The 13,002-nt window shown below is 64.4% G+C and carries 10 protein-coding genes and 1 pseudogene; 8 read left to right on the forward strand and 3 right to left on the reverse strand.

The window, feature by feature from the left end; genetic code table 11:
• The 5 genes and pseudogenes from AAG799_RS10340 to AAG799_RS10360 form a co-directional block, all read left to right on the forward strand.
• Window positions 1–429: pseudogene (locus tag AAG799_RS10340) on the forward strand (phenylalanine--tRNA ligase subunit alpha); the annotation flags it as partial.
• Window positions 426–2,834: a phenylalanine--tRNA ligase subunit beta gene (gene pheT, locus AAG799_RS10345; RefSeq protein WP_341895751.1), complete on the forward strand. Its 2,409-nt coding sequence runs from the start codon at window positions 426–428 to the stop codon at window positions 2,832–2,834. The pseudogene AAG799_RS10340 and the gene pheT, both read left to right, overlap by 4 nt.
• Before the next feature lie 6 nt (window positions 2,835–2,840).
• Window positions 2,841–4,520, forward strand: a complete 1,680-nt coding sequence (locus AAG799_RS10350; RefSeq protein WP_341895752.1) for a hypothetical protein — start codon at window positions 2,841–2,843, stop codon at window positions 4,518–4,520.
• 111 nt (window positions 4,521–4,631) lie between these two features.
• Complete coding sequence (locus tag AAG799_RS10355) at window positions 4,632–5,627, forward strand: tripartite tricarboxylate transporter substrate-binding protein (RefSeq protein WP_341895753.1); 996 nt, start codon at window positions 4,632–4,634, stop codon at window positions 5,625–5,627.
• Between the two features lie 53 nt (window positions 5,628–5,680).
• Window positions 5,681–6,748 carry a tartrate dehydrogenase gene (locus tag AAG799_RS10360; protein WP_341895754.1) on the forward strand — a complete coding sequence of 356 codons (1,068 nt, stop codon included), beginning with the start codon at window positions 5,681–5,683 and terminating at the stop codon, window positions 6,746–6,748.
• A 91-nt stretch (window positions 6,749–6,839) separates the two neighbouring features.
• Here AAG799_RS10360 and AAG799_RS10365 read toward each other — a convergent pair whose 3' ends face one another.
• A complete protein-coding gene (locus tag AAG799_RS10365; RefSeq protein WP_341895755.1) occupies window positions 6,840–7,220 on the reverse strand; it encodes a hypothetical protein in 381 nt (126 codons plus the stop codon).
• A 214-nt stretch (window positions 7,221–7,434) separates the two neighbouring features.
• Between AAG799_RS10365 and AAG799_RS10370 the strand changes: the two genes are divergently transcribed.
• On the forward strand, window positions 7,435–8,604 hold the full coding sequence (locus AAG799_RS10370) for a serine hydrolase (protein ID WP_341895756.1): 1,170 nt from the start codon (window positions 7,435–7,437) through the stop codon (window positions 8,602–8,604).
• Window positions 8,605–8,672: 68 nt separating this feature from the next.
• Here AAG799_RS10370 and AAG799_RS10375 read toward each other — a convergent pair whose 3' ends face one another.
• Both AAG799_RS10375 and AAG799_RS10380 read right to left on the reverse strand, forming a co-directional pair.
• Complete coding sequence (locus AAG799_RS10375; RefSeq protein ID WP_341895757.1) at window positions 8,673–9,761, reverse strand: sensor histidine kinase; 1,089 nt, start codon at window positions 9,759–9,761, stop codon at window positions 8,673–8,675.
• Between the two features lie 281 nt (window positions 9,762–10,042).
• The gene (locus tag AAG799_RS10380; RefSeq protein ID WP_341895758.1) at window positions 10,043–10,345 is read right to left on the reverse strand and encodes a hypothetical protein; all 303 of its coding nucleotides are present in this window, start codon (window positions 10,343–10,345) and stop codon (window positions 10,043–10,045) included.
• Window positions 10,346–10,673: 328 nt separating this feature from the next.
• On the opposite strand from AAG799_RS10380, the gene AAG799_RS10385 reads away from it, so the two are divergent.
• Window positions 10,674–11,165 (forward strand): PaaI family thioesterase, encoded by a 492-nt coding sequence (locus tag AAG799_RS10385; protein WP_341895759.1) that lies wholly within the window; start codon window positions 10,674–10,676, stop codon window positions 11,163–11,165.
• 24 nt (window positions 11,166–11,189) lie between these two features.
• Entirely contained in the window at window positions 11,190–12,995 is a 1,806-nt protein-coding gene (gene lepA / locus AAG799_RS10390; protein ID WP_341895760.1) for a translation elongation factor 4, read from the forward strand.
• Window positions 12,996–13,002: the final 7 nt, after the last annotated feature.

Here is a 13,002-nt window from a genome sequence, read left to right on the forward strand (position 1 = left end):
CTGGTGATCGACCGCGCCACCCATATGGGCCATCTCAAGGGTGTGCTGACCGAATTCTGCAAGGCCTTCTTCGAGACCGACAAGGTGAAGATGCGCTTCCGCCCCAGCTATTTCCCCTTCACCGAGCCTTCGGCGGAAGTCGATATCAACTGCTCGCGCGAGGGCGGCGTGCTGCGCGTGGGCGAGGGCAATGACTGGCTCGAAATTCTCGGCTCCGGCATGGTCAATCCCAAGGTGCTGCAGCATTGCGGCCTCGATCCCAATGAGTGGCAGGGCTTTGCCTTCGGCATGGGCATCGACCGCATTGCCATGCTGAAATACGGCATCCCCGATCTGCGCAGCTTTTTCGATGCCGATCTGCGCTGGCTCAAGCATTACGGTTTCGTGCCGCTCGATGTGCCCACGCTGGGCCAGGGGGTCGCACGATGAAATTCACGCTCGCCTGGCTGAAAAGCCATCTCGACACCACGGCCTCGCTGGATGAGATCGCCGCCAAGCTCACCGCCATCGGCCTGGAGGTGGAAGGCATCGAGGATCGCGCCGCGCTCTTCGCGCCCTTCATCGTCGCCGAAGTGAAAAAGGCCGAGCAGCATCCCAATGCCGACAAGCTGCGGGTCTGCGAGGTCTTCACCGGCACCGAGACCTTCCAGGTCGTCTGCGGCGCGCCGAATGCGCGCGCCGGCATGAAGGGGATTTTCGCGCCCGTCGGCTCGACGGTTCCCGGCACGCAGCTGCTGCTCAAGGCCGCCAATATCCGCGGCGTGGCCTCCAATGGCATGCTGTGCTCCGAACGCGAGATGGGGCTGACCGACGAACACACCGGCATCATTGACCTGCCGCTCGACACGCCGCTGGGTGCGCCGATGGCCTCGGTCTTCGGCCTGGATGATCCGGTGATCGAGATCAAGCTGACGCCGAACCGCGGGGATTGCCTCGGCGTGCGCGGCATCGCCCGCGATCTCGCCGCCGCCGGGCTGGGCACACTGAAGCCGCTCGATCTCAAGGTTGTGCCAGGCGGCTACAAAAGCCCGATCGCGGTGACGCTGGATTTCCCCGCCGGTGTGGAAAACGCCTGCCCGATCTTTGTCGGCCGGCATATCCGTGGCGTGAAGAATGGCGCCTCGCCGGCCTGGCTGCAGCAGCGCCTGAAAGCCATCGGGCTGCGGCCGATCTCGGCGCTGGTCGATGTCACCAATTTCTTCACCTACGATCTCGGCCGTCCGCTGCATGTCTTCGATGCCGCCAAGGTCAAGGGCAACATTCATGCGCGCCTGGCCCGGCCCGGCGAAAAACTGCTGGCGCTGGATGGCAAGGAATACGCACTGGACGAGACGATCACCGTGATCGCCGATGATGCCGGGCCCGAGGGCCTGGGCGGCGTGATGGGCGGCGAGCATTCCGGCTGCACGGCCGAGACCACCGAAGTCTTCGTCGAGAGTGCCTGGTTCGATCCGCTGCGCACGGCCGCGACGGGGCGCAAGCTCGGCATCCATTCCGATGCGCGCCATCGTTTCGAGCGCACCGTCGATCCTGCCTTCGTCAAGTCCGGCATCGATGTGGCCACCCAGATGATCCTCGCACTCTGCGGCGGGGAGCCGTCAGAGACGGTGATCGCCGGCAAAGAGCCGGACTGGAAGAAGACGGTCACCCTGCGGCCCTCGCGCCTGCTCGGCCTGGTCGGCTTCGACCTGCCGGTGGCGGAACAGACCCGCATCCTCGAAGCGCTCGGCTTCGGCGTCACCCAGAGCGGCGATGTGCTGTCGGTGGCGGTGCCGAGCTGGCGCCCCGATATCGACGGCGAGGCGGACCTCGTTGAGGAAATCGCGCGACTGCATGGTTTTGATGCGATTCCGGCCGAACCGCTGCCGCCGTTGCGTGCCGTGCCGGCGCCGGCGGTGAATGCGGCCCAGCGGCGCCTGCGCTCTGCGCGGCGCGCCCTGGCCGCGCGCGGCCTCACCGAAGCCGTCACCTATTCCTTCATCCGTCGCGCCGAAGCCCAGGTCTTTGGCGGCGGACAGGATGAGCTGCTGCTGGTCAACCCGATCAGCGCCGATATGGATGCGATGCGTCCCTCGGTGCTGCCCGGCCTGATCGCCGCCACCAAGCGCAACATGGATCGCGGTAGCATGGATGTCGCCATCTTCGAGGTCGGGCCGCAATATGCGTCTGCCGCCATGGATGGCCAGGCGCTGGTCGCCAGCGGCCTGCGCCGTGGCGCCACCGGCCCGCGGCACTGGCGCGATGGTCCGCGCAGCGTCGATGCCTATGATGCCAAGGCCGATGCGCTCGCGGCACTCGCCGGCGCCGGCGTCGATACGGCTCCTCTCATGGTGATGGATGGTGCGCCCGACTGGTATCATCCCGGCCGTTCCGGCACCCTGCGGCTCGGGCCGAAAACCATTCTCGCCGCCTTTGGCGAGCTGCATCCGCGGGCGCTTAATGCCATGGATGTGAAGGGCCCGCTGGTGGCCTTTGAGGTCTATCTCGACCGCATCCCCGGCAGCCGCGCCAAGCCCGGTGTGCGCACGAAGCCGGCGCTGAAACTGTCGGAGTTGCAGGCGGTCGAGCGCGACTTCGCCTTCATCGTCGATGCAGCCGTTGCAGCCGAAACCCTGCTGAAAGCCGTGCGCGGCGCCGACAAGGCGCTGATCGCGCGCGCCGGCGTGTTCGATGTCTTCGCCGGTGCTGGGATTCCCGAGGGCAGGAAATCGCTCGCCGTCAGCGTGCGGCTGGAGCCGCAGACACAGACGCTGACCGATGCGGAGATCGATGCGGTGGCGAAAAAGATCGTGGCTGCGGCCGAAAAGGCCTGCGGCGCGACCTTGCGGGCCTAGCCGCAGATGCTGGTGCTCGGCGTCCATTCCGGTTGGCAGGACGCCGGCGCTGCGGTCTTCGAGGATTACCAGCTGCTCGCCGCCGTGCCGCAGGCGCGGCTCAGCGGCGTTGCCCATGATGGCGGGCGGCTGCCGCTGGAAGCGATTGCTGAATGCCTCGACATCGCCCAGGTGCGTGCTGGCGATATCGCCGGCCTGGCGCTGAGCCAGGGACTGTTTCCCGGCCGACATTTTCGCGCGCTCTCCCTGCCGCGCCGCGTCGGGCGGGGCCTGCGCAGCCTGCTCGGCCGCGACACGCCGATCAGCCTGCTGGATGAAGCACGCAAGCATCACCGCACCGGGAGTCGCATTGGGCCGGAAAGCCTGCTCGATCTCGGCATGCTGGCCGGCGATCTCGGGCTCAACCGCCATATCCCGGTACGCGTCTATGATCGCCACACCGCCCATGCGTTGCTGGCGCTGACCGCAGCGCCCTGGGCTGACGACACGCTGGTCTTCACCGCCGACAGCAGCGGCCATCCGGTGGCACGCGTGCTCAAATTCGGCCGCCTCGCCACGCTGGATGCCGATGATGCCGGCGCAGCCGACATGGATTCACCCGGCCGCCTGGTCGATCTCGCCGTCGATGGCCTCGGCCTGCCCGATGCCGCTGCATTCTTCGCGCTCGGCCAGCATGGCGAACCGATGTTTGCCGAAGCCTTCAAGGCCCATGTCACCGTCGACATCCAGGGCCGCATCCGCACCGATTTTTCCAACGAGGGCGGTGCGGCGCGCTGGCTGCGCCGCTTGGCCGAGGGCCAGCCGCCGGCTCTGCTCGCCGCCTCGCTGCGCAAACTGCTGGTCGACCGCTTTGCCGAGGCCATCACCATCCTGCTCGAACGGCATGGCCTGCGCCGCGTTGCGCTGGGCGGCAGCCTGCTGGCCGATGCCGGGCTGTTGCTGCAGTTGCAGCAGACCCTTGGCGAGAGTATCGCGCTCGCCGTGCATGCGGCCGGCGATGACTCCGCGCTGCCCATCGGCGGCGTACTGGCCCTGCTGCTGCAGCAGGACGGCCTCGACACCTTCCTGCGTCAGCGTCGCCCGCTCGTCCATACCGCCTGGGGCCGCGACTATGCCATCGATCTCGATCCGGTGCTGGCCAATGCCGGCTGCCGCATGGTCAGCCGCGATCCGCTGCGTGCCGCCGCCGCCCTGCTCAATGCCGGCAAGCTGATCGCCTGCGCCGGCGGGCGCGGCATCGGCGCCAGCGGCGGCGCCAGCCGGCTGGTGCTGTTTGCTGGCAAGGAGGCTGGCGTCATCGCGGCCGCGAATGCGCGGCTCGACCGTCCGGCCTTCATGGCACCCACGCTCTATGCGTCACGCGCAGCACTGGCCGACCTGCTGCCCGGCTGGCGCGATCCGGCCATCGCCGCGCCGCTGGCCGAGCGCTGGGCCCCGCAGCTGCCGGCCCTGGCCCGGCAGCCTGTGCGCGCCGAAGCGGTGGAGGCGGAAACCCAGCCGCTGCTGCATGGCCTGCTCGAGACCTACAAGGCGCTCAGCTGGCTGCCCGGGCTGCTCGCCCTGCCGATGCAGATCGGCAGCGAGCCGGCGCTCGATTCACCCTCGGATATGCTGCGCCTGCTGCAAGATGGCCGGGTGGATTACATCGTCACCGACTCCGCCGTCTGGGAAAGCGGCGGCAGGTAACCCACCCCGCTATGCCGCCTCGGCATCAACCGAGGCAACAGCGGCATTGGCCGGCGCAAAGCCCGCTGCGCTAGACTCCTCCGCATAAACATAAAACCGGAGGAAACCCCAATGCGCCGTTTCACGCGTCATCTGATCATTGCGGCAGCCGCCCTGCCGCTTCTCGCAACTGCGGCAGCCGCGCAAGCACAGTCCTCGGCCTGGCCGACCAAGCCGATCACCGTTGTCGTGCCCTATGCCGCCGGCGGTCCGACCGACACGGTGGCGCGCCTCACCGCGCTTGGCCTGTCGCGCCAGCTCAACAATCACAGCGTGGTGGTCGAGAATGCCACCGGCGCCGGCGGCACCATCGGCGCCAACCGCGTCGCCACGGCAGAGCCCGATGGCCATACCCTGCTGGTGCATCATGTCGGCATTTCCACCGCGGCCACGCTGTATCGCAAGCTGCCCTACGACACCCGCACGGCCTTTGCCCCCATCGCGGTGTTGACCGATTCCGCCATGACCATCATCGCACGCGAGGATTTCCCGCCCAACACGCTGCCCGAGCTGGTCCAGTATCTGCAGCAGCAGAAGGACAAGGTGTCCTATGGCAATGCCGGCATCGGCGCCGCCTCGCATCTCTGCGGCATGCTGATGATGTCGGCGATGAACGTGCAGCTCAACACGGTGAGCTATCGCGGCAATGCACCGGTGATGCAGGATCTGCTCGGCAAGACGCTGGACATGACCTGCGACCAGGCCACCAACACCACCGGCCAGATCAAGGCCAAGAAGGTGAAGGCCTATGCCATCACCACTAAGCAGCGCATTGCCGATCTGCCCGACCTGCCGACGGCGGACGAATCCGGCCTCAAGGGCTTCGAGGTCAATGTCTGGCATGCGCTCTATGCGCCCAAGGGCACGCCCGAGGCGGTCGTGCAGCGGCTCGCCGCCGCCGCGCGCGGTGCACTGAAGGATGCCGAGATCGTCAAGCGTTTCGCCGAGATCAACACCACCACGGCGAATGACGAGCGGGCCAGCCCGGCCGGCCTGGCCCGCACGCTCAACAGCGAGATCGACAAATGGGCCCCGCTGATCAAGGCCGCCGGCCAGTATGCTGACTGACCGCCGTTAATCTGTTTAAGTCTCCCCAGATACAAAAAAGGACGTAGTACCAAATGGCAAAGCACAGGATCGCAACCATCCCCGGCGACGGCATCGGCAAGGAAGTGGTGCCCGAGGGCCTTCGCGTAATGGATGCCGCCGCCCGCCGCTTCAACATCGATTTCCAGTTCGATCATTTCGACTGGAGCGTGGATTACTATCTCAAGCATGGCGCGATGATGCCGACCGACTGGAAGCAGCAGATCGGCGGCCATGACGCGATTTTCTTCGGCGCTGTCGGCTGGCCCGAGAAAGTGCCGGATCACATTTCGCTCTGGGGTTCGCTGATCCAGTGGCGCCGCGAATTCGACCAGTATGTCAATCTCCGCCCGGTGCGCCTGATGCCGGGCATCCCCTCGCCGCTGGCCAACCGCAAGGTGGGCGACATCGATTTCTGGGTGGTGCGCGAGAATACCGAGGGCGAGTATTCCTCGATCGGCGGCCGCATGTTCCATGGCACCGAGCGCGAATTCGTGGTGCAGGAAACCATCCTCAGCCGCATCGGCACCGACCGCATCCTGAAATTCGCCTTCGAGCTGGCGCAGAGCCGGCCGAAAAAGCATCTCACCTCGGCCACCAAGTCGAACGGCATCTCGATCACCATGCCCTACTGGGACGAGCGCGTGGCCGAGATGAAGAAGGGCTATCCGGGCGTGAAGGTCGACCAGTATCACATCGACATCCTGACCGCGCATTTCGTGCAGCACCCCGACTGGTTCGATGTCGTGGTCGGCTCGAACCTGTTCGGCGACATTCTCTCCGATCTGGGGCCGGCCTGCACCGGCACCATCGGTATTGCGCCTTCGGCCAATCTCAACCCCGAACGCAAATTCCCCTCGCTGTTCGAGCCGGTGCATGGCTCGGCGCCGGATATCGCCGGCAAGGGCATTGCCAATCCGGTCGGCCAGATCTGGTGCGGCGCCATGATGCTGGAGCATCTCGGCCACAAGGAGGCCGGCGCCGCCGTGCTCAAGGCGATCGAAGAGGTGCTCGAAGCCGGGCCGCGTACGCCCGATATGGGCGGCCAGGCCAACACGCAGGATGTCGGCAAGGCGATTGCCGAAGCGGTGGCGAAGGGCTGAGGCAGCAACACCCCCCATCATCCCCGGGACAAGCCCAAGGGTGACGATTTATGAGAAACGGCCGGCTGCAGAGTCCGGCCGTTTTTTTTGTTTACGCGCTCGCCGGTTCCGGCAGCGCCCGCGCCGCCCGCAGTTCGTTGCGATACTCGCGCTTGATATAGGCGATCTTGTCGAGCTGTTCCTCCAGCTTGTCCAGCACCTGCTGCTCGGCCGGCGTGAGCGCCGCGCGGTCGAGATGGTTCAGCAGCACGCCCAGCGCATCGCCGATCTGGCCGATCTGCCGGCCATAGCTGCCGACGCGGTCGAGAATGCGCTGCTCCACCTCCGGCTCCGAGGAATGGCCCAGATTGATGTTGATCAGGCCGATCTGGCTGCCGGTCGGATTGAACATCCAGGTCCAGGGCAGGATGTTCTGTTTCACCGCGCCCGAAAGCGGCATATTGAAATCAATCGCTGGATTGAAGCTCGCCATGACCGGCCCCCGTTGCTGGATGAATACAGGGTCCAGTCTGGAGCAGTCTGTGCCGCGCTGCATGCGAAATCGCGGCGTGGCGTTGCGACTGGAATACTCAGGTATTCAGCGCTGACGCAGCACGAAAACAGTTTCGTCCTCCGCCATTGCAGCGACCATTCGGCTTGACCCGGCAGCGTTTCTTTTCGCTACTGGCCTGATGAAAGGGACGTGGATGGTCAAGAGACATGCCGGTGTCGGCGTATTGCTGTTTGGGCTTGCAGTTGCGCCTCCAATGCAGGCGCAGGAGGCTAACGGCACATGCGCCACCCCGGTCGGCCGGGACTTCAGCCTTGCTGCACCGGCCGAGGCCGGTGTCTCCGCCACGCGCCTCGTGCAGCTGACGGAAGCGCTCGACGCTGGCCGGTACGATCTACGCAGCTTGCTGGTGCTGCGCGACTGCCGGCTGATTTATGAGCGCTACAAACACAACGTGCGGCGCGATTTCAATCATTCGGTTTATTCGGTCACGAAATCATTCACCGCGACGCTGGCGGGCATTCTGCAGCATGAGGGAAAGCTGCCGTCTTTCGATGCGCCGGTTTCCACCATTGTGCCGCGTCCCGACCGCATGCCTGACGATATCTGGGCCAAGGCCGGGCGGATTACGCCGCGCAACGTCATGCAGATGTCGTCCGGGCTCGACTATATTCACGACCCGTCGAAGAATCCGATCTATTCGCTGCGGATCGACCGTTTTGCCCATGCCCTGCAACCGGACTTCAAGGCTGATCCGGGGGCGCACTATCAGTATTCCGACGGCGATGTTTCGATCACTGGGGCGGTTGTCGCGGCGGCGGCCGGCCAGAACTTGTATCGCAGCGCCAAGATCCTGCTGTTCGAGCCTCTGCAGATGGCGAATCACGACTGGTGGTTCATGGATGCGGCTGGCCGCGATCCGGGCGGCTGGGGGTTGCGCCTGCGGCCGATGGACATGCTGAAACTCGGCCAGCTCTATCTGCAGGGCTGCCAATGGAACGGCCGGCAGCTGTGCCGGCCATCCTTCATTGCCGAAGCCTGGAGTCCGGGTCGCAACGCCGCTTACGGTTTGCACTGGTGGTTGGGCCGGATGGGGGAAAAGCCGGTCTTCAGTGCGCGTGGCTTCAAGGGCCAGCGGATTGTTGTCATCCCGTCCGAGCGGTTGGTGGTGGCGATGACGGCCACGTTGACCGGTGCGGAGGAACGGGCGGTGGATGCATTGCTCTCTGCCGCCATGGCCGAGGCGATGCAGGCCGGGATTGTACCTGATCCGACGACCTTGACCCGCCTATCAGACATGCAGAAAGTCGGCTTTAACGGCGAAACGCGGATCGTCACCGAAGATCAGGACATTCCGCGCCGCTGAGTGATGCACTGCAGCAGTCGTCTAAAGCCTTGGATAAACCGCCGCATCGGCTCTGTCCCGCGCTGCACTCAAACCTCAGCCTCCGGCGTGGCGCTGGCGCGGGCGAAAAAGATGGTCACCCGCATGCCCTGGCCGGGGGCGGACTCGACGTCGATCCTGGCCTTGGCATTCTGCCGGAGCGATTCCACGATCAGCGCGCTCAGCTTGCCCGATTTCGGCCAGTCGGTCTTGCTGCGCAGCCCGATGCCATCGTCGGCCAGGATCAGCCGGCAGCCGGTATCATCGACCAGGCAGTGCAGCGTGATGGTGCCGCCCTCGCGGCCGGCAAATGCATGCTTCAGCGCATTGGTCAGCAATTCATTGACCACAAGGCCGGTGGGCATCGCCACATTCACCGAGACCGGCCAGGTATCGACCTTGAGATCGAGGCGGATGCCCTCCAGGGCATGGGCCCGCATCACGGCTGCGGCCACCTCACTGAGATACACGCCGAGATCGACAATCTCGCCGGTGTCGCTGTCTGACAGCGAACGATAGAGCAGGGCGAGGGACTCGACGCGGCCGGCCAGGCGGTCGAAACGCTTTTCCACCGCATCCTGCGGCATGTTGCGGGCTTCCATCCGGATCAGCGAGGTGATCATCTGCAGATTGTTCTTCACCCGATGCTGCAGCTCGCGCATCAGCATGTCTTTATCCTGCAGGCGTTGCTGCAGGGTATCGGGTGCTTCGGCCTCGGTTGCGTTGACTTTGGCCAGTCCGACCAGCCGGAACACCGGCGTGTCATCGTCGTTCAGGATGATGTTCGACCAGGCATTGACCACGATCGGCTCGTCGGGATGGTTTATGGCAAAAGCACCGATGTAATCATCATTTTCGGTGATCGCCTTGCTCAGCTTGCGGCCATCGTCCTGCGCAATCGCCGTGGTGGCGACCAGATCCCAGGTCTTGCCGTAAATCTCGGCGGTTTCCTGGCCGGTCAGGCGTTCGAATTCAAAGTTCGAATAGACAACGTGCTCGGATGGCTGCAATTCCGCCACGGCGACAGCAAAGGGGATGTGGTCGAGAAACTGCTTGAAGCGGTCGCTTTCCAGCGCATCCGCCAGATGCGGCGTGTCGAGCAGATGCTCGAGCGGCTCGCCGTGGGTGTCCGTGACCATGCCGCTCATCCTGATGTTTGCTGTTCAGCGCAATGTCGCCTGCGCAAAGTCTTCAGGGCACCCAGGGTGCATCCTGCGGAAGTCTGTCTTTATCGCCATATGGCGCACGAAGCCATGGCGCGGCTGGTGGTTTCTCTGGTCAAGCCTCGCTTCGCCCATCGATCTGTGTCACTGCGACACGCATGGACAGCACAATGGACAAACGGCCGGGCCAGAGCATCCTCTGACCCGGTCGCCTGTTTGCCTTGTCCTGGTGGGAGACGCGGCGAAACGGAATGGCGTCAGCCGTTGAACATCATCAGGCCGGCTTCGGCCAGCCGGCGCTGCAGGCCGATCAGCTTGCGGCTGGCGATGCGCCATTCATCGGCCACGCGCTGGCGCCGGCGCAGCAGGGCGGCGTAATCGTGCATGTCCTGCGGCCGGACGGCGATGCGGGCGAGATGCGCATTCTGCAGGCGCACATCGCTGTCGCAGATATCGCGCTCCTGGCGCAGCTCGCTTTCCTGCTGCTGGGCGAGCTGCAGCTGGCTCTGAAGATGCGTCAGCGCGATGCGGGTCTCGGTGAGAATGGTGGTCTGGGTCATGGCGGGCCTTCGCTGGGGGCGGTCTGGCCGGGCTGGACATTCCGGCCATTTGTTCCTATTATGTTCTTATAATTTGCCTCCCGGGTCAAGCCGGTTTTCAGCCGCCGGGCGCCGGAAGGCCGGATGGAGCGCCGGATAAGCCAAAACAAGCGGCGCATAAGCCACAATTAGCCCCGCATAAGCGGACATAAGCCGCGGATAAGCTGGAATAGAGGTCGAATAAGCCCCGGATAAGCGATTTTGATAGCAGTGATAGTAATGATATCAGCGCCAGCATCCGCCCCCCTTCCGTTGCTCGGTGGGGGCGCGGATGCTACAACCCCCGCCCATGAGCGCTTCCCCCAGAATCGACGCTGCCGAGCCCCCGACGCCGGATGGCAACATCCCGGCCGGCATGAAGAAAATCACCTTCATGGGCTTCATGGCGCTGACCGGTCCGCTCTGGGGCCGGCTGGATGACGCCGATGGCCTGCCGGTGATGGGCTTCCGGGTCGAGGACCGCCACTGCAATCCGATGCAGGTCTGCCATGGCGGCATGCTGATGACCTTTGCCGACATGCTGCTGGGCTTCACCGTCGGCATCGCCGAAGGCGGCCGCAAGTTCATGCCCACGGTCAATCTGGCCGGCGACTATGTCGGCCCGGCGCCGCTGGGCAGCTGGGTCGAAGGCAAGGGCCGGCTGATCCGTCAGACCCGCAATCTCGGCTTCGCCGAGAGCCTGATCACCGCCGATGGCGTACCCTGCCTGCGCGCCAGCGGCATCATGAAAATTCCCGCGAAGGACAGCCGCGAAGGCGACATCCTGAGCCTGTTCCGCTAATCGCGAAAGCTGAGTGCTGATACCGTGGCCACCGATCCTTCCCTGATCCGCAACTTCTCGATCATTGCCCATATCGATCATGGCAAGTCGACGCTGGCCGACCGCCTGATCGAGGCCTGCGGCGGTCTCGAGAAGCGCGAGATGAGCGAGCAGATTCTCGACAGCATGGATATCGAGAAGGAACGCGGCATCACCATCAAGGCGCAGACCGTGCGCCTGAACTATCATGCCAAGGACGGCAAGGATTATGTCCTCAATCTGATGGACACGCCCGGCCATGTCGATTTCGCCTACGAGGTCAGCCGCTCGCTCGCCGCCTGCGAGGGCTCGCTGCTGGTGGTCGATGCCAGCCAGGGTGTCGAAGCGCAGACGCTCGCCAACGTCTATCACGCCCTCGATGCCAAGCATGAAATCGTGCCGGTGCTCAACAAGATCGATCGGCCGGCCGCCGAGCCCGATCGTGTCAAGCAGCAGATCGAGGATGTGATCGGTCTCGATGCGTCAGATGCCGTGCCGATTTCGGCCAAGACCGGCATCGGCATCGACCTGGTGCTGGAAGCGCTGGTCAACCGTCTGCCGGCACCCAAGGGTGACCGCAATGCGCCGCTGAAGGCGCTGCTGGTCGACAGCTGGTACGATGCCTATCTCGGCGTCGTCGTGCTGTTCCGCGTCGTCGATGGCGTGCTGAAGAAAGGCATGAAGATCAAGTTCATGTCGTCCGGCGCCGTGCATCCGGTCGAACGCGTCGGCGTCACCACGCCGAAGAAGGTCATGGTCGACGAACTTGGCCCCGGCGAGATGGGCTTTTTCACCGCTGCGATCAAGGAAGTGGCCGATACATCCGTCGGCGACACCATCACCGAAGACAAGCGCCAGGCCGCCGAAGCGCTGCCGGGCTTCAAGCCTTCGGTGCCGGTGGTGTTCTGCGGCCTGTATCCGATCGATGCCGGCGCCTTCCCGGAACTGCGCGAAAGCCTGGGCAAGCTGCGGCTGAATGACGCCAGCTTCCATTTCGAGATGGAAAGCTCGGCGGCGCTGGGCTTCGGCTTCCGCTGCGGTTTCTTAGGGCTGCTGCATCTGGAAATTATCCAGGAGCGGCTGGAGCGCGAATTCAATCTCGATCTCATCACCACCGCGCCGAGCGTGATCTATCACGTCTACAAGATCGACGGCTCGATGGACGAGGTGCATAACCCCGCCGACATGCCGGATCCGATGCTGATCGACCATATCGACGAGCCCTGGATCAAGGCCACCGTCATGGTGCCCGATGAATATCTCGGCGCGATCCTGAAACTCTGCGAGGACAAGCGCGGCCGCCAGGTCGAGCTGACCTATGCCGGCAACCGCGCCATGGTGGTGTATCGCCTGCCGCTCAACGAAGTGGTGTTCGATTTCTATGACCGGCTCAAGTCGATCAGCCGCGGTTATGCCAGCTTCGATTACCAGATGGACGGCTACGAGGCCGGCAACCTGGTGAAGATGACTATCCTGGTGAACAACGAGAATGTCGACGCGCTGGCCAGCATCGTCTATGCCGGCCGCGCCGAGACGCGCGGTCGCCAGCTGTGCGAGCGGCTGAAGGAACTGATCCCGCGCCAGATGTTCAAGATCGCGATCCAGGCCGCCATCGGCGGGCGTATCGTGGCGCGCGAGGATATCTCGGCGCTGCGCAAGGACGTGCTGGCGAAATGCTACGGCGGCGATATCAGCCGCAAGCGCAAGCTGCTGGAAAAGCAGAAAGAGGGCAAGAAGCGCATGCGTAATGTCGGCAATGTCGAGATTCCGCAGGAAGCCTTCATCGCCGCGCTCAAGATTTCCGACAACTGAGCCGGTC

It is taken from the genome of Ferrovibrio terrae, from assembly GCF_943371255.1.
In the GTDB taxonomy this organism is placed as follows: domain Bacteria; phylum Pseudomonadota; class Alphaproteobacteria; order Ferrovibrionales; family Ferrovibrionaceae; genus Ferrovibrio; species Ferrovibrio terrae_B.

What these genes read in the sequence shown, in the direction of transcription:
- AAG799_RS10355 (WP_341895753.1), top strand. Translation starts at nt 4,632, where the DNA reads ATGCGCCGTTTCACGCGTCATCTGATCATTGCGGCAGCCGCCCTGCCG.
- pheT (WP_341895751.1), top strand. Translation starts at nt 426, where the DNA reads ATGAAATTCACGCTCGCCTGGCTGAAAAGCCATCTCGACACCACGGCC.
- AAG799_RS10375 (WP_341895757.1), bottom strand. Translation starts at nt 9,761, where the DNA reads ATGGTCACGGACACCCACGGCGAGCCGCTCGAGCATCTGCTCGACACG.
- AAG799_RS10385 (WP_341895759.1), top strand. Translation starts at nt 10,674, where the DNA reads ATGAGCGCTTCCCCCAGAATCGACGCTGCCGAGCCCCCGACGCCGGAT.
- AAG799_RS10360 (WP_341895754.1), top strand. Translation starts at nt 5,681, where the DNA reads ATGGCAAAGCACAGGATCGCAACCATCCCCGGCGACGGCATCGGCAAG.
- AAG799_RS10365 (WP_341895755.1), bottom strand. Translation starts at nt 7,220, where the DNA reads ATGGCGAGCTTCAATCCAGCGATTGATTTCAATATGCCGCTTTCGGGC.
- AAG799_RS10380 (WP_341895758.1), bottom strand. Translation starts at nt 10,345, where the DNA reads ATGACCCAGACCACCATTCTCACCGAGACCCGCATCGCGCTGACGCAT.
- AAG799_RS10350 (WP_341895752.1), top strand. Translation starts at nt 2,841, where the DNA reads ATGCTGGTGCTCGGCGTCCATTCCGGTTGGCAGGACGCCGGCGCTGCG.
- AAG799_RS10370 (WP_341895756.1), top strand. Translation starts at nt 7,435, where the DNA reads ATGGTCAAGAGACATGCCGGTGTCGGCGTATTGCTGTTTGGGCTTGCA.